General features: G+C 57.7%; 21 protein-coding genes and 2 pseudogenes. 15 read left to right on the forward strand and 8 right to left on the reverse strand.

Going from position 1 to position 23,508, the window contains the following annotated elements; genetic code table 11:
- Together B5G06_RS13980 and B5G06_RS00810 are read left to right on the forward strand one after the other, a co-directional pair.
- Positions 1–398, forward strand: a pseudogene (locus B5G06_RS13980) (hypothetical protein); the annotation flags it as partial.
- A 204-nt stretch (positions 399–602) separates the two neighbouring features.
- Positions 603–1,163: a recombinase family protein gene (locus B5G06_RS00810; RefSeq protein WP_087187211.1), complete on the forward strand. Its 561-nt coding sequence runs from the start codon at positions 603–605 to the stop codon at positions 1,161–1,163.
- A 183-nt stretch (positions 1,164–1,346) separates the two neighbouring features.
- Here B5G06_RS00810 and B5G06_RS00815 read toward each other — a convergent pair whose 3' ends face one another.
- Positions 1,347–2,639 carry a hypothetical protein gene (locus tag B5G06_RS00815; protein ID WP_087187212.1) on the reverse strand — a complete coding sequence of 431 codons (1,293 nt, stop codon included), beginning with the start codon at positions 2,637–2,639 and terminating at the stop codon, positions 1,347–1,349.
- Between the two features lie 87 nt (positions 2,640–2,726).
- Here B5G06_RS00815 and B5G06_RS00820 point away from each other — a divergent pair, with 87 nt between their 5' ends.
- The 5 genes and pseudogenes from B5G06_RS00820 to B5G06_RS00840 all read left to right on the forward strand — a co-directional run.
- Positions 2,727–4,535 (forward strand): type IV secretory system conjugative DNA transfer family protein, encoded by a 1,809-nt coding sequence (locus B5G06_RS00820; protein ID WP_158094649.1) that lies wholly within the window; start codon positions 2,727–2,729, stop codon positions 4,533–4,535.
- Between the two features lie 56 nt (positions 4,536–4,591).
- On the forward strand, positions 4,592–5,362 hold the full coding sequence (locus B5G06_RS00825) for a MobA/MobL family protein (RefSeq protein WP_087187214.1): 771 nt from the start codon (positions 4,592–4,594) through the stop codon (positions 5,360–5,362).
- Positions 5,363–5,475: 113 nt separating this feature from the next.
- Positions 5,476–5,655, forward strand: a complete 180-nt coding sequence (locus B5G06_RS00830) for a hypothetical protein (RefSeq protein WP_087187215.1) — start codon at positions 5,476–5,478, stop codon at positions 5,653–5,655.
- A 93-nt stretch (positions 5,656–5,748) separates the two neighbouring features.
- Positions 5,749–7,284, forward strand: coding sequence for a recombinase family protein (locus tag B5G06_RS00835; RefSeq protein ID WP_087187216.1), 1,536 nt, complete (start codon positions 5,749–5,751; stop codon positions 7,282–7,284).
- A pseudogene (locus B5G06_RS00840) lies at positions 7,271–7,417 on the forward strand (sporulation transcriptional regulator SpoIIID); the annotation flags it as partial. The gene B5G06_RS00835 and the pseudogene B5G06_RS00840, both read left to right, overlap by 14 nt.
- Before the next feature lie 255 nt (positions 7,418–7,672).
- Here the strand turns inward: B5G06_RS00840 and rny are convergent.
- The 3 genes from rny to B5G06_RS00855 all read right to left on the reverse strand — a co-directional run bounded on the left by rny (position 7,673) and on the right by B5G06_RS00855 (position 11,539).
- Positions 7,673–9,220, reverse strand: a complete 1,548-nt coding sequence (gene rny, locus B5G06_RS00845; protein ID WP_087187217.1) for a ribonuclease Y — start codon at positions 9,218–9,220, stop codon at positions 7,673–7,675.
- A gap of 256 nt (positions 9,221–9,476) precedes the next feature.
- Positions 9,477–10,259 carry a TIGR03915 family putative DNA repair protein gene (locus B5G06_RS00850; protein WP_087187218.1) on the reverse strand — a complete coding sequence of 261 codons (783 nt, stop codon included), beginning with the start codon at positions 10,257–10,259 and terminating at the stop codon, positions 9,477–9,479.
- A 29-nt stretch (positions 10,260–10,288) separates the two neighbouring features.
- A complete protein-coding gene (locus B5G06_RS00855; protein WP_087187219.1) occupies positions 10,289–11,539 on the reverse strand; it encodes a putative DNA modification/repair radical SAM protein in 1,251 nt (416 codons plus the stop codon).
- Between the two features lie 193 nt (positions 11,540–11,732).
- On the opposite strand from B5G06_RS00855, the gene B5G06_RS00860 reads away from it, so the two are divergent.
- The 6 genes from B5G06_RS00860 (at position 11,733) to B5G06_RS00885 (ending at position 17,168) form a co-directional block, all read left to right on the forward strand.
- Positions 11,733–12,560 carry a purine-nucleoside phosphorylase gene (locus B5G06_RS00860; RefSeq protein ID WP_087187220.1) on the forward strand — a complete coding sequence of 276 codons (828 nt, stop codon included), beginning with the start codon at positions 11,733–11,735 and terminating at the stop codon, positions 12,558–12,560.
- A 45-nt stretch (positions 12,561–12,605) separates the two neighbouring features.
- Positions 12,606–13,907, forward strand: a complete 1,302-nt coding sequence (locus B5G06_RS00865) for an amidohydrolase family protein (protein WP_087187221.1) — start codon at positions 12,606–12,608, stop codon at positions 13,905–13,907.
- A 12-nt stretch (positions 13,908–13,919) separates the two neighbouring features.
- Positions 13,920–15,680, forward strand: coding sequence for a putative polysaccharide biosynthesis protein (locus B5G06_RS00870; RefSeq protein WP_242955297.1), 1,761 nt, complete (start codon positions 13,920–13,922; stop codon positions 15,678–15,680).
- A 36-nt stretch (positions 15,681–15,716) separates the two neighbouring features.
- On the forward strand, positions 15,717–16,505 hold the full coding sequence (mazG, locus tag B5G06_RS00875) for a nucleoside triphosphate pyrophosphohydrolase (protein ID WP_087187222.1): 789 nt from the start codon (positions 15,717–15,719) through the stop codon (positions 16,503–16,505).
- A 60-nt stretch (positions 16,506–16,565) separates the two neighbouring features.
- Positions 16,566–16,841, forward strand: a complete 276-nt coding sequence (locus B5G06_RS00880; protein ID WP_087187223.1) for an HU family DNA-binding protein — start codon at positions 16,566–16,568, stop codon at positions 16,839–16,841.
- 81 nt (positions 16,842–16,922) lie between these two features.
- Positions 16,923–17,168 carry an RNA-binding S4 domain-containing protein gene (locus tag B5G06_RS00885; RefSeq protein WP_087187224.1) on the forward strand — a complete coding sequence of 82 codons (246 nt, stop codon included), beginning with the start codon at positions 16,923–16,925 and terminating at the stop codon, positions 17,166–17,168.
- On the opposite strand, the gene B5G06_RS00890 is transcribed toward B5G06_RS00885, so the two are convergent.
- Complete coding sequence (locus B5G06_RS00890; protein WP_087187225.1) at positions 17,161–18,594, reverse strand: M20/M25/M40 family metallo-hydrolase; 1,434 nt, start codon at positions 18,592–18,594, stop codon at positions 17,161–17,163. The two genes, B5G06_RS00885 and B5G06_RS00890, sit on opposite strands and share 8 nt — an antisense overlap.
- A gap of 382 nt (positions 18,595–18,976) precedes the next feature.
- Between B5G06_RS00890 and B5G06_RS00895 the strand changes: the two genes are divergently transcribed.
- The gene (locus B5G06_RS00895) at positions 18,977–20,065 is read left to right on the forward strand and encodes a PTS transporter subunit IIC (RefSeq protein ID WP_087187226.1); all 1,089 of its coding nucleotides are present in this window, start codon (positions 18,977–18,979) and stop codon (positions 20,063–20,065) included.
- 72 nt (positions 20,066–20,137) lie between these two features.
- Here the strand turns inward: B5G06_RS00895 and B5G06_RS00900 are convergent, their stop codons facing one another.
- A complete protein-coding gene (locus B5G06_RS00900) occupies positions 20,138–20,665 on the reverse strand; it encodes a nitroreductase (RefSeq protein ID WP_087187227.1) in 528 nt (175 codons plus the stop codon).
- 310 nt (positions 20,666–20,975) lie between these two features.
- On the opposite strand from B5G06_RS00900, the gene B5G06_RS00905 reads away from it, so the two are divergent.
- On the forward strand, positions 20,976–22,226 hold the full coding sequence (locus B5G06_RS00905; RefSeq protein WP_242955298.1) for a M16 family metallopeptidase: 1,251 nt from the start codon (positions 20,976–20,978) through the stop codon (positions 22,224–22,226).
- A gap of 212 nt (positions 22,227–22,438) precedes the next feature.
- On the opposite strand, the gene B5G06_RS00910 is transcribed toward B5G06_RS00905, so the two are convergent.
- Together B5G06_RS00910 and B5G06_RS00915 are read right to left on the reverse strand one after the other, a co-directional pair.
- Entirely contained in the window at positions 22,439–22,771 is a 333-nt protein-coding gene (locus B5G06_RS00910) for a branched-chain amino acid transporter permease (protein WP_087187229.1), read from the reverse strand.
- Positions 22,765–23,475 carry an AzlC family ABC transporter permease gene (locus tag B5G06_RS00915; protein ID WP_087187230.1) on the reverse strand — a complete coding sequence of 237 codons (711 nt, stop codon included), beginning with the start codon at positions 23,473–23,475 and terminating at the stop codon, positions 22,765–22,767. The genes B5G06_RS00910 and B5G06_RS00915 overlap by 7 nt, the downstream gene beginning before the upstream one ends.
- Positions 23,476–23,508 lie beyond the last annotated feature (33 nt).

Here is a 23,508-nt window from a genome sequence, read left to right on the forward strand (position 1 = left end):
AGGGGGATAACCCGCTGACCATCTGGCATTACCCGCGGCTGGGGCTGTACATCTACGCCTCAACCCTGGCCATTCTGCATCAGGCAGTAAACCGCACCTGGCTGGCCGGGGAGCCCTTCCGGGAGGTACCGGTTTCTGACGGGGAGATCCTGAGATGGGACAAGCATGGCCTGACCACGGCGGGACAGTTCATGATGACCTATCCGATCTATCGCCCATGGCATCCCTGCGCCCGCTCGTATCAGCCGGACCGGAGCTATCTGCGCACCCTCAAGAACATTGCCTCCGCGCTGGGCTATACGCCGGAGGACATCGACGAGCTGCTGGAGGCCGGGTACTCCACCGATGAGATCGAGGAGGAGCTGTACGGAATCCCCAGCTGGCAGGGGTATCGTTAGGGTATACCTCAGCGAGACATAGATAAAGTCCCAACATAGTAACCTGGCCTAAGGAACAATTTCTGTAGTCTCAATAACCTTCGTTTTTAAGACAAGAGTGAAAAGGAGTCAAACGACACCTTTTGTACCTCTGTTTCTGTTGCAAAACCCGTATCAAAATCAATATATCAATTACCATACGTTTTTGAGACAGAGGAGGGAACTATGCATCACCAATTGATTGGATATGCCAGAGTATCCACTGCTGACCAAAATCTGGAGCGGCAGTTGGACATGCTTCGGCAACATGGAGCGGAAATTATCTTTCAGGAAAAAATGAGCGGTACCAAACGAGAGCGGCCAGAGCTAAACAAGCTGCTTTCCCACATAGCGTCAGGAGATACAGTCATTGTGGAGTCCCTTTCCAGACTGGGCAGGAGCACCAAAGACCTCATTGAATTGGTAGAGCAGATGAACAAAAAAGGGGTGCAGTTGGTGAGCCTCAAAGAGCAAATCGACACCAGCACCTCTACTGGCAAGCTACTCTTCACTCTCATGTCTGCCCTGGCTCAATTTGAACGGGATGTAATCGCCGAGCGTACCCGGGAGGGGTTAAATGCCGCCCGGGCCCGTGGTAGAAAAGGTGGACGGCCCCGGTGCAACCCGCATAGGTTGAACCAAGCACTCAAGCTCTATGTGTCTGGCCAACATACCGTGGCTGAAATCGAGGACTTAACGGGCATCAAAAAAGCTACCTTGTATAGATACCTGAAATATCAGCAATAGAGCCCTTGTCCACCGGGCACCTCGACACCAGCCCTGCCTAAATTTTCCATAAGCTTTACCTTTATTGTCACTGCCCCACTTAAGCAAATCCAGTTGCTTACGGAAAATTTATTCAGCTCTGGGATCTCACCGCCCGGTGGACAAGGCTTCATAATGAAATACTGGGAAATGGTTTCTATAAAATTAAATCAACAAATCCATAATGCTAAACTTAAAATTACACGCCATGTGAGTTTCAATAAACACACCTGCATGAAGTAGCCGGATAAATTTCTCTTGGGCATGATCTGCCATAAAATCGCGTGTATTTAACTCTTCTTTTGCTTTTTCGGGATTATAAAATACTTCATCAGCCATTCCATTTACTTTATTAAGGAGCATAGCCTCCCACTCTTCCCCTAAAAAGCCTTTTTCTACCAGCACATCAAGAATCAAATTACTGATTACCATCTCGTCGTTCAAGGTATAGTAAAATTCATTTGCATAACGATCAATGAGGCCAACTGGGTTAGGCAGGAGATCCTCGTAGATCTTCGGGAAACAGATTTCATTTAAGAAAACCGTTTTGAGCAACAATTCAGCTTCTAATTCTGGAGAGCTGCACTCCGTCAATTTTTTTACTTCATTTATGATTTTATGAGGCTGAAGCCGTCTTTCAAGTCTGTATAGATTTATTCCAAGATACTTATTATCTTTTGTGCTTTTGCAAATACGGGTCAAATCTGCTTTATAAAGCTCTAAAAAATCTTCATATTTTATTTTCCTTAATTTCGACAAGAATTTCTTATACGATTTCTGCACCCTATCTTGATACCCGCCGTCTTGCTCTGTATTTAAAGCATCCTTGATTCCCTTGTAAAGATTTCCGATGCGTTTGTCCACTTTACTGACAACATCATCTGTTTCCTCCAAATCGTAATAACGAGTCCATTCATACTCGCTATCTTTGGTTATCGCATTCCACTGAGTACCTTCCTTGATATATACCCGCCCTTGATTTAAGCGACGCTGGCGGAATTTCCGCAGTTTGTCTGCCTCTGATTGTAACAGGAATGGTTCCCTGTAATTTGGAGAGTCTGGATTTACAAAATCGAGTGGATGATTTTTCTTTACAAAGTCAAGATATGTCATTGCTTTCACTCGCTTACTTGCGTGCAAAAAGGAACTACATACAGCAAATACATATGCCTCATAAGCGTGGTGTGCAAGTGGAGAGTCCACACAGAATAGCTGGGATGCCAAATCTGACTTTTTTATCATATCATATATTTTTCGGAGGACTCGATCCAAACGTTCTGATGGAGAGAGTTCTTTAATAAAACTGTTTTCGCAAAATTTTGCAATCACCTCTCCGAGTATTTCCAGATCCAAAAAACAATCTTTGTCTTCACGGTACTGTTTCTCTAAGGGCGCTGAATTCCAACGGAAGTTCTTTGTGCGGCTAAACACACTGTCTTCGGGGAAATAGGTCTTCATGATTACCTCCAAAAATTTTTGTCCCAACTCTCCCGGCTCAAATTGGCTAGAATTGTAGCCAGAAAGTCAAGTGAAGAGGTGATGCATTTGTCCAAAAGGGAGAAAATCAAGCTACCCGTCAAAGCGGGCATCTACGACTACGAACAGCGTGCGGGGGCAATTTCCCTAAGAAAAAAGTATCAATTTCAAATAGAAAGGGGTGATATTGGAGAAGCACCTAACTGTCTGCTTCTCAAGGATGATGCCAGTGGGTTCACTTTCGGTTATCTTGAGGCGGATGACCAAGACTCTCTTGTCGGGATACCCGAAGGGGAAGAGGGAAATATCCTCGTGGTTGGTGGAAATGGGAGCGGAAAAAGTTACGGAGTCGCAGCGCCTACACTAAAAAGTTGGCACGGTGCGATTTGTGCGACAGATATAAAGGGCGAGCTCTCTAAGCGGTACGAAGTGTTATACCAAAGCGGAACCGCTGTCCGTCCATACCTTATCTTCGATCCCACTCAAACGGATGGTCCCAGTTATGACCCATTCTGGTGGCTGTTGGAGGATTCTGCAAGCAATCTTATGAGTAATATCTGGGAAATTGTCCTGGCGATTGTCCCCGCTGCTATGGAGGACAACCAGCCCTTCTGGGTTGAGTCTGAGCAAGCCCTATTCGCTGCGTCACTCCTCTATTTTTTCAAACTTGGCCTGAGTTTCAGTGAAACAGTCTGCGAAATTATGAGTACCGACATTTCTTCTCTATGTGAGACGATCTCTGTCAGCGAGGACGTTCAGGTAAAGATGCTCCTAGGAAGTCCTATGGCTCTGAAAGCTGATGTACTGGCTGCAATCGACCGTGGCCTGCGTAATAAACTCATGCTTTTCGCCAGTGATCCTTACATCGGTCACGCCTTCCGAGGTGTGAGAGAGGGGGCCATGTGCTTTAACTGGAATGATCTGGAGCACACCAATATTTTCTTGCATATTCCGGCAAACAAAGTGGAGCAGTGGGGCGGAGCAGTCAATCTTATGTTGACACAACTTCTGCGTTACTTGGAGCGGCGGCCAGAGAAATACTGCCTGGAAGCAGAACAAATCCCACAGACGCTCTTACTGCTGGACGAATTTGCGCGATTTGGAAAGCTGGAAATGCTCCCGGCTGCCATGGCTACTCTGCGGAGCAAGAAGGTCAACATCTGTCTCATGGTTCAGAGTATCGCCCAGATCGATGCAATCTACGGGGAATCAGAGCGACGCATCATCTTGGACAACTGCCAGTTCCAAGCCATTTTGCGGGCTAATGACCCAGAGACCCAAGAAACCCTTTGCAAGCTGATCGGAACGCGCATCCAACGGCATCATAGCGTCAGCCAGCAACTAGGTACTTCCATGAAGGACACTGTTGAGTACAGTATTCAGACTAGCGAGGTGAGGGACTGGATGGTCTGTCCCCACGAACTTGCCACATTAAAGGATGTTCTGCTATTAACTCCGCACGGTTTTTTGCGCGTACAAAAGTTTGCTCCAAGTGAAATTAATGTACCTTCTAGGAGCTTTACCAATACCCACTCGAACCCATTCTTTTGCAACGAGGGAGCAGTGATACTCATGATTGAGGAGAGGATAAAGAACGCTGATAGGCGAACCCGATCTATGGAACACCAGAGACGGCTGGCTCAAAAGCAGGCCAACGATAATAAGCGCAAACAGAAGGATCAGCTTAAGTATATCCTCGGCGGCTTGGTATTGAAATACTTCCCGGAGCTGAGCGAGATCGTCCCAGAAAGAACAGAGACTGAAACACAGGAACGATTTCGACATATAGAAGTCCTCCTGTCCTACCTCTCCAACAGGCGTGATCTGGTTCAGCAGCTCCAAGATAATGCCAGCAGCAAAGCGTCAACTATCTCCTAGGACATCGATGTGTAAGTGGACAGGCAGAAAAAAGTCTAGAGAAAGGAACGGTATCCATGGCTAACTACCATCTCGAAGTGCAAGTCATCAGCCGCGGCAAGGGCCGCTCTGTTACTCGTTTGGCAAACTATATCAGTGGTAAACGACTGTGCGACCCCTATCAGAGTACGACCTACTACAAGCAGCGAAAAGATGTACTATATTACAATATATTCCAGCCTGCCAATGCACCGCCTGCATTCCACGACCTCCAGCATCTCTGCAACGCCATTGAGGAAGCAGAGCACCGCTATGATGCCCGAACTGCAAGGGAGTTTAAAGGGTCACTCCCAAACGAACTCCCCCGGCAGGAATTAATTCAGATCATCAGTGAATTCATAGAGACAAACTTCTTGAGTCGAGGACTATGTGCAATCGCTGCAATACACGAAGGACGCAACTATCAAGATCCTTCAAGGAATAATCCCCATGTTCATATCATCGTTCCCACCCGCACAGTAGAGTTGGATGGGTTCAGCAAGAGGAAAGACCGTGAACACAATAAGCGGAAATACATTGATATCTGGCGGGAGCAATGGGCACTTGTCCAAAATCTAGCCTATGAGCGCAACGGTCTAGATGTCCGAGTCAGCCACGAAAGTCTCTTCGTGCAAGGTCGCTATGGCCGAGAACCAGTCAACCATCTCTCGTTAGTGGATTGGCAAAAGGAACAGCGAGGAGAGATCACACCTGCCGGAGCGCGCAGGCGGGAACTAGAGGCACAAAACAAGGCTCGTATCCTGCGTCCCCAGATAGACCTGGAAATTGACCACATGTTGAGGCGATAAAGGTTGCTATTACTTATTATATCACAGATGTAGCCCGTAGAGAGGGGACATTTTTTACAACGGTACGCATATATTGGGGATAAAGCCTTGGAAACAGGAGGTGAGCTACTGCTGTGAAGGAGCGCAGGCTAAATTACCGGTTTCACAATCCAAATTCAGCGGTAGCCACCGCTGATTACATATTAAAAGTTTTTGTGGAAGCAAGTCAGGAAAAGGCACGGCTTGCCATACAGCAAGCCGCCGATGGGCCGGATGACGCCAGAAAAAAGGACAGTGAGGGACACCCTGCATGAGTGGGGTGTCCCTTTTCCTGTTGTACTATTAATCACTTCATGATAAAATAAAGATGCAACAGGAAGGCTTGATTTTAACAGAGAGGTTTTGCTATGAACATCGCTGCTTACTGCCGCGTTTCTACCGACAAGGAAGATCAACTCAACAGCCTGGAAGCGCAGAAAGAGTTCTTTTCCGAATATACCAAACGCACTGGAGATAATCTTGTGCGCCTCTATGCCGACGAGGGTATTTCCGGGACAAAAATAAAGAACCGCAAGGAGTTCCTGCGGATGATGGCGGATGCAGAGCATGGGCTTTTTGAGATGGTGGTAGTCAAAGACATTTCACGCTTTGCTAGAAATACCGTTGACCTCTTACAAAATGTTCGTAAATTAAAGGCACTAGGAATTGAAACGCAGTTCCTGACCGCCAACATGACCAGCATGGGCAACAGCGAATTTGTGCTGACCATCTTCGGGGCTCTGGCCCAGGAGGAGAGCGCCAACACCTCCAAGCGCGTGAAATTCGGCAAGAAGATGAACGCGGAAAAAGGCCGCGTCCCCAACATTGTCTACGGGTACGATAAGACCATTGGTGACTACTTCAATCTTGCTATCAATGAGAAAGAGGCTGCGGTGATCCGCCAAATTTACCAGTGGTACCTCAAAGATGGCTACGGTGCAGCTAAAATCTCTATCCTGCTCAACGAGCGGGGGTTGCGTACCAAGCGAAATTGCCAATGGAGCCAGGCTGGCGTCTGCCGTATCCTGACCAATGAACTCTATACGGGGAAGATTATCAACGGCAAACAGGAGGTCACTGACTTTTTGACCGGCCAGCGGGCAGACAAGGATGTCTCGGAATGGATGGTCGTAGAACGTCCGGAACTGCGTATTATTGACCCGGAGTCCTTTGAACAGGCTCAGCGTATGATGGAGGAGCGAGGACGTCAGTTCAAAGTGGAAAAAATGAGACAAAGCAATAAGTATCTGTTCTCCACTCTGATTCGATGTAAAGAATGCGGTTGGTCCTTCCGGCGGACTGTCCGCACCTATAAGAACACCTATGTCCGCTGGGTCTGCTCCGGCCACAACGGCAAAGGGGCAGACAACTGTCCCAACGCTGTGACGGTAGACGAGGAGGAACTCATTGAGGTTTTGCAGGAATACTTCGCCGGGCTGCTGAAAGCAAAGAAGAATGTCATCCGCTATGTGGTAGGGGAATTCCAGCGGGTCTACAGGGCAAAGGATGAAAACCTGAACTATGAAAAGGAACTGACTTCCCAGCTTACCAAGCTGCAAAAGACCCGGCAGAAATACATGGATATGTATGCTGACGATCTGATTAGCCGGGAGGAACTCAACGACAAGATTGGCGGAATGCGCAAAGAGATCGAGCGGCTGGAAAATGAGCTGAAAATGGTGTCCTACCACCTCACCAAGGGGGAGCAGCTGGAAACCATCCTGCATCAAACCTTCAAGGAGATTGAGGACATTGCCGATGTACGGCAGATGACCAACGCCCAGCTCAAGCGGATCATCCAGAAGATCGAGGTGGACAAGGACGGGAATGTGGACATTTATCTGCGCCTGTTCGGTGATTTGGGCCTGGATGAAACCGTTCTGATTCGTCACGACGAAACATAAGGACCTCAGTGAACGCCTGCCCTCCTTCAACCGGCCCCTGTACCTCCAGGTAAAGGGGGTGCTGGAGGAGAACAAGGCCGAGCGCCACATCCGGGGAGGCATCGCCACCCGGCGAAAATACAAAGGCATCTAAACAAAAACCGGCGGGCTGCTGATGCAGCCCGCCGGTTCAGACAGTCAAAAAAGTGGCTGCGGCCACTTTTTTGACTGTCTGCTAAACTTTTGAGGCCTTCCATAAGTCCTCAAAAGTTGTTTGATTGCACGCGAAAGGGAACCCTGACGGTTCCCTTTCACACTATCCTTCCCTCCGAAACCTTTGGCCAGGGGTCTTTTTCGACAGTCTAAACCGGCGGGCTGCTGATGCAGCCCGCCGGTTTCATCCCTCTGATTACTTGGCGTAATCCACCACTTTGGTCTCCCGGATCATGTTCACCTTGATCTGGCCGGGGTATTCCAGCTCTTCCTCGATCTTCTTGGCGATGTCCCGGGCCAGCAGCACCATCTGGTCCTCGCTGACCTTGTCGGGAGCCACCATGATGCGGACCTCCCGGCCCGCCTGGATGGCGTAGGACTTCTCCACACCGGGGAAGGAAGAGGTGACCTCCTCCAGCTTCTCCAGACGCTTGATGTAGTTCTCCAGGTTCTCACGCCGGGCACCAGGCCGGGCAGCGGAGATGGCGTCGGCCGCCTGAACCAGGCAGGCCACCACCGTCTGGGGCTCCACATCGTTGTGGTGGGCCTGGATGGCGTGGATCACGTTCTCGCTCTCCCGATATTTCCGGGCCAGCTCCACGCCGATCTGGACGTGGGAGCCCTCCACCTCGTGGTCGATGGCCTTGCCCAGGTCGTGGAGCAGGCCGGCCCGCTTGGCCTCGGTGACGTCGGCGCCGATCTCGGCGGCCAGCAGGCCCGCCAGGTGGGACACCTCGATGGAGTGGTTGAGCACGTTCTGGCCGTAGCTGGTGCGGTAGCGCATCCGGCCCAGCAGCTTGATGAGCTCGGGGTGCAGGCCGTGGACGTTGGTCTCGAACACGGCGCGCTCGCCCTCGGCCTTGATGGTGGCGTCCACCTCCCGCTTGGCCTTCTCCACCATCTCCTCGATGCGGGTGGGATGGATGCGGCCGTCCTGGATCAGCTTCTCCAGCGCCAGCCGGGCGATCTCCCGGCGGACGGGATCGAAGCAGGAGACGGTGATCACCTCGGGGGTGTCGTCGATGTTCAGGTCCACGCCGGTCAGGGTCTCCAGCGTGCGGATGTTGCGGCCCTCGCGGCCGATGATGCGGCCCTTCATCTCATCGTTGGGCAGGGGTACCACAGAGACGGTGGCTTCCGCCACATGGTCCGCGGCGCAGCGCTGGATGGCCAGGGACAGGATCTCCTTGGCACGCTGGTCGGCCTCCTCCTTGAACTGGGCCTCGATCTCCCGCACCTTCATGGCCGACTCATGCGTCACTTCCTCGGCCAGCTGGCTGATCAGGTAATCCTTGGCCTCCTCCGCGGTGAAGCCGGAAATGCGCTCCAGCACTTCCATCTGGGTCTTTTTAACGGTGGCCACCTCTTCCCGGGCCTCTTCCAGCTCGGCCAGCTTGCGCTGCAGGGTGTCCTCCTTCTTCTCAATGTTCTCGGTCTTGCGGTCCAGGTTCTCTTCTTTCTGCTGCAAGCGCCGCTCCTGCTTCTGCAGGTCGGCCCGGCGCTCTTTTACTTCTCGTTCGTACTCGTTGCGGGCCTGGAGGATCTCCTCCTTGGCCTCCACCAGGGCCTCGCGCTTCTTGCTCTCGGCGCTCTTGATGGACTCGTTGATGATGCGCTTGGCCTCCTCCTCCGCGCTGGAGATCTCCTTCTCCGCCACGCGGCGGCGGTACTGGATGCCGAGCACAAAAAACACCACAGCCGCGACCACGAACGCGATGACGGCTGCTAATATAATAGGCAACATGAGCCGGGTTCACACCTCCATCTGTTTGGATTTTTTGTTCAATCGTTTTGTTCAATTCCCATGTGGGCGGCGGGCACGGATTTGTCCGACCCGCACAAAAATTTGAAGAGCGTACCCCTTGCTCTTCAAAAAATGCACCGAATCTATTTTAAGGCTGTCCGCCTCTTCTGTCAAGAAAATTCGTCTCCGGAAGAATCCCTTCCTGCCTGATTTCCCGGGAAAAAACAGGACGCGCCGCAATTTTGCAGCACGTCCGTCAGGTCTGGGTGGCCAGACCGGGGGCAGGGGGCTCCTCCCGCTGAAACTCCGTCATGGTACCCCAGTATCGTTTGGGCATATGGGTCATGCGGCATTTGGGGTTATAGCGGCCCTCAATGGCGATGGTATCATAAAACCGCCGCCACAGAGCCCGGTAATCCAGCTCACCCGCCCTTGGCGGGGCCAGGTCGAACCGGTCCAGAGGCACAATGGCCCACTTCCCCTTCTGGCAGAACAGGGCCTCCCGGTGGGTGCGGTCGTAGAGCACCAGGGTCTCCCCGGGATAGCGGGCGGCAAAGTGGGGCCGCAGCAGGGGGAGCACCCGGTTTTTGGGCTCGATCTCTCCCACCAGGGCCCCGTCCTGGTCGGAGAAGCGGGTAAAACCCTTAAGCAGGTGGGCCTCGTTTGTCAGGTGCCCGACCGCCTTGCCCAGGACGGACACCCGGGGATCGGTGAGATCCCGCACCACCGACGGCCCCCGCTCATAGCCCAGCCGGAGGAAGTCCCACAGGGCCAGCTCCCGCTCCTCCAGGCAGGTGAGAAAGCCGTAGGTCACCAGGCGGCGGCCCTGCTGGCCCATGCTCCGGTCCAGAGAGCGGTACACCCGCCGGGCCTTCTGGTCGTCGGTGTCCACCGTCCGCTGGGGCCACAGAGTCACCCGGCCGTCCCCGTAGGTGAGGAAGCAGGCGGGCTCCTCCTTGTTGGCGTAGGCCGCAAAGACGCAGGTGAGGAATCCGGCAAAGCTGCCATCATATTCGTAGGCAAATCTGGGCCAGTCCATGGGGACCTCCTTTCCAGAGGGCGTAACCTTCAAAACAACGACAACTGCTCCGGCTCATTACCCGCCAGGGCGGGCCTTTCCAGAGCCACCAGGTGGTGGAGCACCCCGTCGGGGTTCACCCTTAACCCCTCCAGCATTTTTCCCGAGCAGGTGATGAAATACTGGGCCCGTTTCAGCACCACCCCCAGGGTTTTCAGGCCCAAGAAGGTGAGGGGCCCCACCCGCCGGGCGGTGAGAATCCGCCGGGCGGACACCACCCCGATGCCGGGCACCCGCAGCAGGGTCTCGTAGTCGGCTTTGTTCACCTCCACCGGGAACCGTTCCATATGTCCCAGGGCCCAGGCACACTTGGGGTCCACCCGGGTGTCGAAGTTGGGGTGGGCCTCGTCCAGCAGCTCCTCCGCCCGGAAGTGGTAGAACCGCAGCAGCCAGTCGGCCTGGTACAGCCGGTGCTCCCGCAGCAGGGGCGGCTTGAAGTCCTGCCGGGCGGGGAGGAGGGAACTGTCGGACACAGGCATATAGGCGGAGAAAAACACCCGTTTCAGCTTGTACTGGTCATATAAAGCCTGAGTCAGGGTCAAAATGTGCTTGTCGCTCTCAGGGGTGGCCCCAATGATCATCTGGGTGGACTGGCCCGCCGGGGCAAACCGGGGAGCGTGCTTATACTTCACCAGCTCCCCCTTGGCCTGAGTGATGCCGTCCCGGATCTGGGCCATGGGGGCCAGAATGGCCTTTTTCTCCTTGTCGGGGCACAATTTATGGAGGCTGTCCTCGCTGGGCAGCTCAATATTCACCGAAAGCCGGTCGGCCAGCTGACCCAGCCGCTGGGTAAGGAGCGGGTCGGCCCCGGGGATGGCCTTGGCGTGGATATAGCCATGAAAGCCGTACTCCTGCCGCAGGAGGGTGAGGGCAGATATCATCTCCTCGGTGGTGCGGTCGGGGCTGACCCACACCGCGGAGGAGAGAAACAGCCCCTCAATATAGTTGCGCCGGTAGAAGCCCATGGTCAGCTCCGCCAGCTCCCTTGGGGTGAAGGCCGCCCGGGGCAGGTCGTTGGACCGGCGGTTGACGCAGTAGGCGCAGTCGTAGATACAGCGGTTGGTGTACAGTACCTTCAAAAGGGAGATACACCGGCCGTCGGCGGAGAAGGAATGGCAGCACCCGGCGGCCATGGTGCTCCCCATGCCTTTGCCGCCCCGCCGGTCCACCCCGCTGGAGGTGCAGGCCGCATCGTACTTGGCCGCATCCGCCAAAATGGTCAGCTTATCCATCAGGTCCACCGTGCTCCCCCCTTTGGCCCCATTATATATCGAACAAACGTACCAGTCAAGAGGGGAGTTCTGGAACTTTTGTTCCTCATTCCACACAGCAATCCTCATTGCTTTTTCCTATTACAAGGTGTATAATTGCATAGATTAACCTTTCATAGGACCGAAAACTTTTACTTTCATCCGCTGTTAAGGAGGATCTGTTATGCACTATACCTTTGCGCAGTATCAGGAGAGCGCCGACTACATCCGCAGCAAGATCGGTACCTTTGCCCCCAAGGTGGCCATGATCCTGGGCTCCGGCCTGGGCTACATGGGGGATATTGTAGAGAACGCCGTGGCCGTGCCCTACGGGGAGATCCCCCACTTCAAGGCCTCCACAGCCCCCGGCCACAAGGGCCGCCTGGTATTCGGCACCCTGGAGGGCCAGAGCGTGGCCGTCATGCAGGGCCGGATGCACCACTATGAAGGCTACTCCTACGAGGAGGTGGCCTACGCCGTCCGGGTGCTCAAGCTGCTGGGCTGCGACACCCTCATTGTCACCAACGCCGCCGGCTGCGTCAACACCAGCTGGAAGGCGGGCGACCTGATGCTCATCACCGACCAGATCAAGATCTTCATGGAGTCCCCCCTGCGGGGCGAGAACCTGCCCGAGTTCGGCGTCCGCTTCCCCGACGCCTCCCACCTGTACACCCCCGCCCTCCAGGACGTGGCCCGGAAGGCCGCCGGGGAGCTGGGTATTGAGCTGAAGGAAGGCGTGTATATGTACTTCCCCGGCCCCCAGTACGAGACCCCCGCCGAGGTGCGCTTCGCCCGCATCGCCGGGGCCGACGCGGTGGGTATGTCCACCGCCCCCGAAGTCATCGTGGCAGGCCACTGCGGGATGCAGGTGCTGGGCTTCACCCTCCTGTCCAACATGGCCGCCGGCATCCTGGATCAGCCCCTCTCCGAGGAGGAGGTGCTGGAGGCCGCCGAGGCCTGCAAGGACAAGTTCTCCCGGCTGGTACTGGCCTGCCTGAAGCAGATCGGGTAAGACGGGGCTTTCTTCTGTATCACAAACAAAGGAGATCAACAGTTTATGTCCATTCTCATTCACAACTGCACCGCCGTGCTGATGGACGAGGCGGGCACCGTAATGCCCGGCGCCTATGTGGCGGTGGAGGGCACCAGGATCGTCTCCGTGGGCACCGTCCGCCCTCAGGGGACCTTTGACCAGGAGATTGACGGCCGCGGCAACGTACTGATGCCCGGCTTTGTCAACGCCCACACCCATGTGCCTATGACCGCCATGCGGGGCTACGGCGACGGCAACAACCTCCAGGACTGGCTGAACAACTACATCTTTCCGGTGGAGGCCCGCTGGGACGACCGGGCCGTCCGGTCCTGCACCGCCCTGGGTCTGGCGGAGATGATCGCCTCCGGCGTCACCACCATTGCCGATATGTATATGCATACCGACATCATTGCCCAGGAGGCTGCCTCCGCCGGCATCAGCGCCAACCTGAGCTGCGGCGGCGTCCTCTTCGGGGAGGGCTTTGATCCCGACACCAACCACGACTGCGTGGCCCAGCGGGAGCTCACCGAGAAGTGGCACAACTACAACGACGGCCAGATCCGCATCGACGCCTCCATCCACGGGGAGTACACCTCCCATAAGGAGCTGTGGCAGTGGATGGCCGGCTATGCCCGGGAGCACAAGCTGGGGATGCACGTCCACATCTCCGAGACCCGCGCCGAGCACGAGGCCTGCCTGTCCCGCCACGGCAAGACCCCCATCCAGATCCTCAATGACTACGGCGTGTGGGACGGCCGGGCCATCGCCGCCCACTGCGTGTGGACCACCCCGGAGGACTGGGCCATTATGGCCGAGAAGGGGATCTCCGCCATCCACAACCCCATCTCCAACCTGAAGCTGGGCAGCGGCATCGCCCCGGTGCCCGCCATGAAGAAGGCGGGGGTCAACGTGTGTCTGGGCACCGACGGCGTGTCCTCCAACAACTGCACCGACTTCTTCAGCGACCTGAAGTTTGCCGCCATCCTCCACAACGGGGCGGGCTGCGATCCCCTGGCCCTGCTGCCCCTGGACGCCCTGAAGATGGCCACCCGGGACGGCGGCGTGGCTCTGGGCCGCCAGACCGGCGTCATCCAGGCCGGGTATGAGGCCGACCTGATCCTGGTGGACTTCTCCCACCTGAACCTGACCCCCTGCCACAGCGTCATCTCCAACCTGGCCTACGCCGCCCATGGCTCCGATGTGTGCATGAATATGGCCCGGGGCAAGGTCATATACAAGGATGGGGACTTTTTGACCATCGACCTGGAGCGGGTACGACGGGAAGTGGCGGACTACGCCCTGCCCCTGCTGTTCCAGAACAACTAAGGGGGACTACCGTTGTCAAACCAGCAGAAAAAAAATACCTTCTACGGCGCGGCGGCCTTTTTGGCCATGACCACCATCATCGTCAAGGTCATCGGCGCCATCTACAAGATCCCGCTGACCGCCCTGCTGCCTGACGAGGCCTACGGCGACTTTAACGCCGCCTACAACATCTATACCTTCTTCCTCACCATCTCCACCGCCGGCCTGCCTGTGGCCCTGTCCAAGACGGTGAGCGAGTGCAACACCCTGGGCCGCCAGAACCAGAAGAGCAAGGTGTTCCAGGTGGCCTTCTTCGCCTTCCTGTTCATGGGCCTGTTCAGCTTCGTGTGTATGTCGGTGTTCTCTCCCATTGTGGCCAAGTATGTGCTGCAGAACGAGAAGGCCGTCTTTGCCGTGCTGGCCTTGTCCCCGTCGGTGCTGTGCACCTGCATCTGCTCCGCTTTCCGGGGCTACGCCCAGGGCCACATGAACATGGTGCCCACCGGCATCTCCCAGGTCATTGAAGCCCTGTCCAAGATGTTCCTGGGCCTGGCCCTGGCCTTCCTCATCCTCAACTCCGCCATCCCCGACCAGGATCTGAAGAGCCGCCTGTCCGCCTCCGGCGCCCTGCTGGGCGTGTCCATCGGCTCCATTTTGTCGGTGGCCTTCCTGGCCTTTAACCACATCCGCACCAACAGGCGGGAACAGACTACCTCCAGCGATACGCCCGACACCTCCAAGCAGATCCTGTCCCGGCTGCTCAAGCTGGCCATTCCCATCACCCTCAGTTCCTGCACCCTGACCATCGTCAACCTCATCGACACCGGCCTGGTGCAGAGCCAGCTGCAGACCGTATTTACCGCCATTCAGGACGGCCTCACCGGCATCTCCAACAGTGTGCTGGACATCTTCCCCAAGGCGGTGGCCATCTTCCAGGACAACCTGGCCGCCTTCCAGACGGAGGTGCTGGTCAATCCGGGCACCCAGCTGGACCCCATCCTGGACTCCGCCCGGGAGCTGTACGGCGTGTACAGCAAGACCATGAGCATCTACAACCTGCCCTTTAACCTGATGGTGCCCCTGACCGCCTGCATCGTGCCCGGCGTGTCCGCCTGCATCGCCCGGCGGGACCGGCGGGGCGCCCAGCGCACCACCGAGTCCGCCATGCGCATCTCCGCCCTCATCGCCCTGCCCTGCGGCTTCGGCCTGTTTGCTCTGGGCACCCCCATCATCCAGCTGCTCACCGTGGGCAACGTGGACGAGACCATTGCCGGACCCCTGCTGTCCATCCTGGGCATCGCCGCCCTCTTCGTGTGTATCCAGGTGGTGGCCTCCGCCATCCTCCAGGCCAACGGCATCGTCAACCTGCCCATCATCACCATGGTGATCGGCGGCGTGGCCAAGGTTATCGTCAGCTACACCCTGGTGGGCAATCCCAAGTTCATGATCTTCGGCGCCCCCATTGGCACCCTGACCTGCTTTGTGGTGGTGTCGGTACTCAACCTCATCGTCATCAAGCGCATGGTGCCCAATCCCCCCCGGCTCATTCCTGTCTTTGTCAAGCCCCTCATCGCCTCGCTCTTTATGGCGGCTGCCGCCTGGGGCTGCCAGGGCCTGCTGGCCCGGTATTTCTCCGGCTCCTTTATCAAGAACGCCATCTCCACCGGCGGCGGCATCCTGGCCGGCGTGGTGGTATATGCCATCCTCATCGTGGTGCTGAAGGTGCTGTCCAAGGAGGACCTGGAAATGATGCCCAAGGGTGATAAGATTGCGAAACTCTTGCGGATTCGCTGACTTTTTTGAAAAAGAGGTTGCAGGAGGCTTTGAAATATGGTAGATTTTCAGTATAAAGATTTCTATGACGTTCGGGACCTGGAGGAGATCGTCCGCATTCTCCGCGCCCCCGGCGGCTGCCCCTGGGACGCGGAACAGACTCATGAGTCTATCCGCCGCAACTTCCTGGAGGAGGCCTATGAGGCCGTGGAGGCCATCGACGAGCAGAACCCCGACCACCTGAAGGAGGAGCTGGGGGACGTGCTGCTCCAGGTGCTCTTCCACGCCCGCATGGAGCAGGAGGCCGGCCGGTTTAATCTGGACGATGTGGCCGACGGCGTGTGCAAAAAGCTCATCTACCGCCACCCCCATGTGTTTGGGGACGTGAGCGTGTCGGGCACCGGCGAGGTGCTCACCAACTGGGAGGAGCTCAAGCGCAAGGAAAAGGGCCAGGCTACCAACACCGACGCCCTGGACGCCGTGGCCCGTTCTCTGCCCGCCCTGTGGCGGGCCGAGAAGGTGCAGAAAAAGGCCAAAAAGGCGGGCTTCGACTGGCCGGATATCTCCGGCGCTCTGGACAAGCTGTCCGAGGAGCTGGAGGAGCTGAAAACCGCCGTGGCTGAGGGCACCAACGTGGAGGAGGAGCTGGGCGACTTGCTCTTCTCCGCCGTCAACGTCTCCCGCTTTTTGAAGGTAGACCCGGAGGTGGCGCTGGGCAAAGCCACCGACAAGTTCATCAGCCGGTTCTCCAAGGTGGAGGCGCAGGCCGCCGCCCAGAATCAGTCCATGGAGGGCATGACTCTGGAAGAACTGGACAAGCTATGGGAGCACGCCAAGGAAACTTAAAGGCACACTGCCTTAAGTAAATATCAAGTACAACAGAGCAAAACAGGAGGAACGCACCAAATGAACAAGGCTGAACTGATCAATGCGGCCGCCGAGAAGGCCGGCCTGTCCAAGAAGGATACCGAGAACGCCATCAACGCCGCCATCGAGGTCATTTCCCAGTGCCTGGCCGAGGGTGATAAGGTCCAGCTGGTGGGCTTTGGCGCCTTTGAGGTGAAGTGCCGTGCCGAGCGCACCGGCCGCAACCCCAAGACCAAGGAGAGCATCAAGATCCCCGCCTCCAAGGTGCCCGTATTTAAGCCCGGCAAGGCCCTGAAGGACGTCGTGGCTCAGTAATCTGACCTGATAAAAAGTGCCAGTCCGGAAGGACTGGCACTTTTGTAATATTACGTTTTTATATAACAAGGAGGACTCAATATGCGCCTGGATAAATGGCTCAAGATCTCCCGGCTCATCAAGCGCCGGACGGTGGCCAACGAGGCCTGCGACAACCAGCGGGTCACCGCCAACGGCCGGCCGGTAAAGGCCAGCTACGACGTGAAGGTAGGCGACGTGCTGGAGCTGCGCTTCGGCGAGCGCACCGTGAAGGTGGAGGTGCTGTCGGTGGCCGAGCACGTGGGCAAGGCCGACGCCCCCGCCCTGTACAAGGAGCTGCTCAGCTGAGGGGCTCCTCCAGCAGCCCCGCCAGCAGCAGGGCGTAATCCGCCAGCCCCGCCAGCGGCGCCCGCTCGTCCACCGAGTGGGCGTCCATGATATCCGGTCCCGTGGAGGCCATCACCAGTCCCGGCGCTTTCGCCCGGAACACCGAGGGCTCCAGCCCCACATGGACCATATTGATTTCCAGCCCCCGCCCGGTCTGGACCCGGTACACCCGGTCCAGGGCCTGGGCCAGGGGGTTGTTTTTATCCCCCGGCCAGCCTGGGTAGCTGGTGACCTTGAGGGAGAAGCCCGCCCCCTCCGCCAGGGTGCGGTTGTCCGCCGCCATGGCCCCCTCATCCTCCTCCCGGGCAGCCCGGAGGAAGAGGCGGACGGTGAAGGTATTTTCCTCCCGCCGGGCCATCCCCAGATTGACCGAGGCCCCCACCACGCCGGGGAACTGGGGGTCCATGGCAAACACACCGTGGCCCAGGGCGGTGAGCAGGTCCAGCACTTCCCGGCGGAAATCTACCGTCCACACCGTCTCGGGCCGGGAGGCGAGGGACAGGTCCAGTTTCAGGTTGGGATCGGTGGTCCGAAAGGGGAGAAGGGCCTCCTCCAGCGCTCCCAGATCGGGCTTCTGACCCACCACCACAGCCTCTGCCCCGGCGGGGATGGCGTTGAAAGCGGAGCCGCCGGTGAAATCGGCCACCGCCAGGGCGGGCCGGTCCTTCAGATAAGCGGCCAGCACCTTGATAGGGTTGATGCGGCCCAGGTGGATGTCATCGCCGGAGTGGCCGCCAGTGCCGCCGGTCATGGAGATGCGCCAGGCCTCGCCAACCGGGGCGGGGCAGGTATCCAGGGTCCGGATCCAGCACTCCCGCCGCCCTCCGGCGGAGCCCACAATGGCTCTGCCCAGATGGAAGCCGTCGGTGTTGAGCAGCCAAGCCGCCCCCGCCAGCCAGGCCGGGTCCACCACCTTGGCTCCCTCCAGGCCCATCTCCTCGCCTACGGTGAAGAGGAAGCGCAGGGGGCCGTGACTTATCCCCCGGCTCACCACCCACAAGGCGGCGGCATTGCCCAGGTTGTTGTCCGCCCCCAGGGAGGAGCGGCGGTCGGTACACAGATATCCGTCCTGTTCCAGAATGGTCACCGGATCGGTGAGGGGATCGAACCCGTTGCCGGGAGCCACGGCGCACACCATGTCCATGTGGCCCTGGAGGATGAGCAGAGGCTCGTCCTCCCGGCCGGGGGTGGCGGGGCAGTCCGCCATCACGTTGCCCGCCTCATCCCGGACGGGGGAGAGGCCCAGGCCCCGGAGAAACTCCATGTAGTCCTGACCTACCTCCTCCTCGTGGTGAGAGGGGTGAGGGTGGCGGGACAGGATGCGGAAGGTAGTAATCACCCCGGCGGTGATGGCCGCCCGGGAACCGAGACGATCAGATAATGTCATATGCGTTCTCCCTTTTTCTCTGGCGTGTTTTCTTCATTGTACCACATTCCCCCAAAGGGGGCATCTTTTCCTTGACAAAATTTCTTCCCTCGTTATAATAATGTCTATTGAATAAACCGTAAATCGGTTTATTCGCGCGGCGGCAGCCGCGCAATTCCATAAAAACGGCTTAAGAAAGCCGCTTTTATGGAATTCAGCCATTGTTACAATGCGTATTTCCGCTGGTGCGTCTCAACGCATCAGCGGAAGGTGCAAGGTTTTTGAAATATTTTGTCCAAAAACCTTGCACCTGAACAAAGCCAGGGCTTTGTTCAATACGCATTATAATAGTGCATTAATATGTCATGACACCTGTAATGACTTTTTGACAGAGGAACTGGTTATGGGACAGATTTCGGCATTTCTCAAAAAGAAAAACATTGTAATTTCCGCCAAGCGGTACGGCGTGGACGCCCTGGGAGCCATGGCTCAGGGTCTGTTCTGCTCCCTGCTCATCGGCACCATCCTGGACACCCTGGGCAAACAGCTGGGGCTGGCCTTCCTGGTGGAGGTGGGCGGTTACTGCTCGGCCATGAGCGGCGCGGCCATGGCGGTGGCCATCGGCTACGCCCTCCAGTCGCCCCCCCTGGTGCTCTTCTCCCTGGCCACGGTGGGCTATGCCGCCAACGCCCTGGGTTCCACCACCCTGGACGGCGGTAAGGGAGCCGGCGGACCTCTGGCGGTGCTCTTTATCGCCATCATCGCCGCCGAGCTGGGCAAGGTGGTCAGCAAAGAGACCAAGATTGATCTGCTGGTTACCCCTCTGGTGACCATTCTCTCCGGCGTGGGACTGTCCGCCCTGTGGGCCCCCGCCATCGGTACGGCGGCCTCCGCCCTGGGTGACTTCGTCAAGTGGGCCACCGTCCTCCAGCCCTTCTGGATGGGCATTCTGGTATCGGTGGTCATCGGCATCGCCCTCACCCTGCCCATCTCGTCGGCGGCCATCTGCGCCGCCATCGGCCTCACCGGCCTGGCGGGCGGCGCCGCGGTGGCGGGCTGCTGCGCCAACATGGTAGGCTTTGCGGTGCTCTCCTTCCGGGAGAACCGCTGGGGCGGCCTGGTGAGTCAGGGCCTGGGCACCTCCATGCTCCAAATGGGCAACATCGTGAAAAATCCGAAAATCTGGCTGCCTGCCATTCTCACCTCCGCCATTACAGGGCCTCTGGCCACCTGTGTCTTTGGATTCCAGATGAACGACCCGGCCTCCGGCGTGGCCTCCGGCATGGGCACCTGCGGCATGGTGGGCCCCATCGGGGTATACACCGGCTGGGTCAACGACGTGGCCACCGGGGCCAAGGCCGCCATTACCGCCTTCGACTGGACGGGAATGATCCTGATCTGCTTTGTGCTCCCCGCCGTCCTTACCTGGCTGTTCGGCCTGTTCTTCCGCAGGATCGGCTGGATCAAAGAGGGAGATCTGAAGCTGGACTGACGTAAAGCCGAATTAGCCCTCATTAACACAAAAAGCGCGCCTTTCGGCGCGCTTTTTGCTTATTTTCGGCTTTTACCGCACATAATAGACGTAGTTGTCCTTGCGGGCGGCGGGGGCGGGCTTCTCGTCGGCCCGGTAGCCCAGGATGCAGTGGCCGATGCCCTCGTAGTCGCCCTGAATGCCCCACTTGGCCAGCAGAGCCTTGCCCTCGGCGGACTCAAACTCCTCCTTGGCCCGGTGAATCCAGCAGGAGCCCAGCCCCACGGCCTCGGCGGCGTTGAGCAGGTTATCCATGACGCAGCAGCCGTCATAGAACCAGGTGGGGAACTGCTTGTCGGCCAGCACGATGAGCACGGTGGGGGCGCCGTAGAAGGGGTCCATGTCCGGCTTGCCCATAATGGCGGCGTTCTGCTTGCTCAAAGCGGCGATGATCTCCTTGTCCTGCACAGCAACAATGATGGGGGACTGTCTGCCCATGCCGGTGGGGGCGTAGGTGCCCGCCTTGAGCACCGCCTGCAGCTCCTCCTCGGTGATCTGCTCCGGCTTGTAGGCCCGGCAGCTGCGCCGCTCTTCCAGCACTTTCAGCGCTTCCTGATTCATAATCCAACTTCCTTTCCGCCTCTGGGGCTGTGATTACTAAACTCAGTATACTCGTTTCCAGCCCCATCGTAAAGGAGGCGATTTTCACAGAATTTTCTATTTTGCCCCCTGGGCCCTTTGTTTTTCGGCTGACAAGCCATTTCAGGTATGATATAATGTCGTGCAGGGCAATCTGAGGAGAGGAGCGGCACGGCATGAAAATGAAAGTCATCGGATACCTGGCCCTTGTCCTGGCGATCACCGGGGTGGTACTGCTCCTGATCGCCCTCCGGGGTTGATCCCCACACAAATGAATGTGAGGTCCTTTTGTTTGAAGTATGAAAAACGGACGCTCCCCAACGGGGTGCGTATTCTCACCGAGCAGGTGCCCGGTGTGCGCTCGGCCTGCCTGGGCATCTGGGTGGGCACCGGCTCCCGCCACGAAAAGCCGGGGGAGGGGGGCGCCGCCCACTTTATCGAGCATATGCTCTTCAAGTGCACGGCCACCCGCACCGCCGCCCAGCTGGCGGAGGAGATGGACGCCATCGGCGGGCAGGTCAACGCCTTCACCACCAAGGAATGCACCTGCTTCCACGCCCGGGTGCTGGACACCCATCTGCCTATGGCCACCGACATCCTGTGCGATATGTTCTTCCACTCCAAATTTGACGACGGCGACGTGGAGACCGAGCGTGGGGTCATTTTAGAGGAAATCGGAATGTACGAGGACAACCCCGAGGACCTGTGCGCCGAACGGCTGGCCGGGGTGGTCTTTCAGGGTTCCCCTCTGGCCCGGCCCATTTTGGGCAAAAAAGCCACCCTGGAACAGATGGACGGGGCCTGGCTGCGCCGGTACAAAGACAGCCACTACGGCCCGGAGTCCATTGTGGTGGCCCTGTCGGGCCGGTTCACCCAGGCCGGCGTGGATGATCTGGCCGCCCGGTTCTCGGTGCTGGAGCCCCGCAAGCCCATCATCAGCAAGCCCGCCGCCTACCGCAGCGGCATTGTGGTTAAGAAGAAGGCCATTGAACAGAACCACCTGACTCTGGCCTTCCCAGGGCTGTCCTTCTCCGACCCCCGGCGGTTCACCCTCCAGTTGCTGTCCTCCATTCTGGGCGGCGGGATGTCCTCCCGGCTGTTCCAGCAGGTGCGGGAGCAGAAGGGGCTGTGCTACTCCGTCTATTCCTACGGCACCTGCCACGACGACGCGGGCTACTTCGGCATCTACACCGCCCTGGGCAAGGAGACCGAACGCCAGGCTCTGGACACCATTCTGTCCGTCATCCGGGATTTCAACGAACACGGTGTCACCCAGGAGGAGCTGGACCGGGCCAGAGAGCAGTCCAAGGCCAATGTGCTGATGGGGCTGGAATCCACCCAGGCCCACATGAGCAGCCTGGGCCGGGGAGAGATGCTGGTGGGCCGGGTACTGGACGAGGATGAGATCATCGCCGCCTACGACGCCGTCACCCGGGAGGATGTGCGCGTTCTGGCGGAGGAGCTGATGGATCTGTCCCAGGCCTCCCTGTCCGCCGTGGGCCGGGTAGGCAAGGCGGAGGAGTACCAGGCACTGCTTCATTAACCTATGTGGAAAACCATGTGGATAATGTGCAAAACTCTTTTCTTAGGTAAATAGAAGGGGCGCCGCTGCGCGGCGCCCCTTCTTTCTGTTTTTCTTTCAAACCTTTGTGCCCCAATGGGTTGGGGCAATCATGATCTGGCAGGTTGGAAAATGAGCCGGAGTTAACCCCGGCCCTTTCGCCGGTGGAAAAACGGCCCTGTGGAGGGACAGCTTTACACAAAGACGGCCTGGACCAGAACCATGTACAGGATGGTGCCGCCGAAGATACTCAGCAGGTTGTTGTGCTTCCACAGGTGGAGCACCACCACCACCGCCACCGAGATGAGCTGGGGGACCCAGCCTCCGGCCTGGGCAAAGGAGATGTCCTTCAGGCAGTAGATGATGAGCATGGCGATGACGGCAGGGGGCAGCACCCGGCCCAGATAGAGGATGATCTTTGGGGGCGCGCTCCCCCGGTCAAAGAGCAGGAAGGGGAGGGCCCGGGTGAGAAAGGTGACGACGGCCATAACCGCGATGGCGGCAATGGCCCCGGCAGTGGTCAGCATGGTGTTTCCTCCTTTTCCTCCAGCTTGTCCCGCAGGATGAGCAGCAGTAGCACGATCACACCCAGGGAGACAATAAGCATCTGCTGCTGGCCGAAGATCTGGCCCAGAATGATGAGAAATACGATGGTAACCCCAAACCCAAGCAGGGCGGGCAGGTGCCTGCGGTAGGCCTTCCACTGGTCCACGGCGATGACCACAAAGAGGGCGGTCATGGCAAAGTCGATGCCCTTGGTATCCACCGGGATGAGGGCCCCCGCCACGGCGCCGATCACCGAGCCGATGATCCAGTAGCTCTGATCCAGCAGGGCGATGGCAAAATAAAAGTTTCTGGGGTCCACCCCCACCGGGGCCTGGGCGGAGGAGAGCAGGGCGTAGGTCTCATCGGTGAGGGAGAAGATCATGTAAAATTTCCGCCAGCCCATGCCCCGGAATTTCTCCAGCATGGACAGGCCGTACACCAGATGGCGGAAATTGATGAGCAGGGTCATGAGGGCCACCGTGCCCAGGGAGGCGGCGGTAGCCAGCAGGGTCACCCCCAGGTACTGGCCCGACCCGGCATAGATGGTGAGGGACATGAAAAAGGCCCAGATAAAGTTGTAGCCCACGGCCTGGAGCATGAAGCCGAAGGCCATGCCGATGGCCAGATAGCCCATCAGCACCGGCACCGTCACCGGAAAGGCGGCGGACAGGGCTTTGCGGTCCATAGCGTACACTTCCTTTGTGCTGAGATCGAATCC

It is taken from the genome of Flavonifractor sp. An52 (assembly GCF_002159385.1).
Lineage (GTDB): Bacteria > Bacillota > Clostridia > Oscillospirales > Oscillospiraceae > Flavonifractor > Flavonifractor avicola.

Bases quoted from the DNA above. Each gene is read 5' to 3' on its own strand.
- B5G06_RS00890 (WP_087187225.1), bottom strand. From the start codon at position 18,594: ATGACATTATCTGATCGTCTCGGTTCCCGGGCGGCCATCACCGCCGGG.
- B5G06_RS00915 (WP_087187230.1), bottom strand. From the start codon at position 23,475: ATGGACCGCAAAGCCCTGTCCGCCGCCTTTCCGGTGACGGTGCCGGTG.
- B5G06_RS00860 (WP_087187220.1), top strand. From the start codon at position 11,733: ATGCACTATACCTTTGCGCAGTATCAGGAGAGCGCCGACTACATCCGC.
- B5G06_RS00850 (WP_087187218.1), bottom strand. From the start codon at position 10,259: ATGGACTGGCCCAGATTTGCCTACGAATATGATGGCAGCTTTGCCGGA.
- B5G06_RS00880 (WP_087187223.1), top strand. From the start codon at position 16,566: ATGAACAAGGCTGAACTGATCAATGCGGCCGCCGAGAAGGCCGGCCTG.
- mazG (WP_087187222.1), top strand. From the start codon at position 15,717: ATGGTAGATTTTCAGTATAAAGATTTCTATGACGTTCGGGACCTGGAG.
- B5G06_RS00900 (WP_087187227.1), bottom strand. From the start codon at position 20,665: ATGAATCAGGAAGCGCTGAAAGTGCTGGAAGAGCGGCGCAGCTGCCGG.
- B5G06_RS00910 (WP_087187229.1), bottom strand. From the start codon at position 22,771: ATGCTGACCACTGCCGGGGCCATTGCCGCCATCGCGGTTATGGCCGTC.
- B5G06_RS00810 (WP_087187211.1), top strand. From the start codon at position 603: ATGCATCACCAATTGATTGGATATGCCAGAGTATCCACTGCTGACCAA.
- B5G06_RS00865 (WP_087187221.1), top strand. From the start codon at position 12,606: ATGTCCATTCTCATTCACAACTGCACCGCCGTGCTGATGGACGAGGCG.
- B5G06_RS00825 (WP_087187214.1), top strand. From the start codon at position 4,592: ATGGCTAACTACCATCTCGAAGTGCAAGTCATCAGCCGCGGCAAGGGC.
- rny (WP_087187217.1), bottom strand. From the start codon at position 9,220: ATGTTGCCTATTATATTAGCAGCCGTCATCGCGTTCGTGGTCGCGGCT.
- B5G06_RS00895 (WP_087187226.1), top strand. From the start codon at position 18,977: ATGGGACAGATTTCGGCATTTCTCAAAAAGAAAAACATTGTAATTTCC.
- B5G06_RS00815 (WP_087187212.1), bottom strand. From the start codon at position 2,639: ATGAAGACCTATTTCCCCGAAGACAGTGTGTTTAGCCGCACAAAGAAC.
- B5G06_RS00835 (WP_087187216.1), top strand. From the start codon at position 5,749: ATGAACATCGCTGCTTACTGCCGCGTTTCTACCGACAAGGAAGATCAA.
- B5G06_RS00885 (WP_087187224.1), top strand. From the start codon at position 16,923: ATGCGCCTGGATAAATGGCTCAAGATCTCCCGGCTCATCAAGCGCCGG.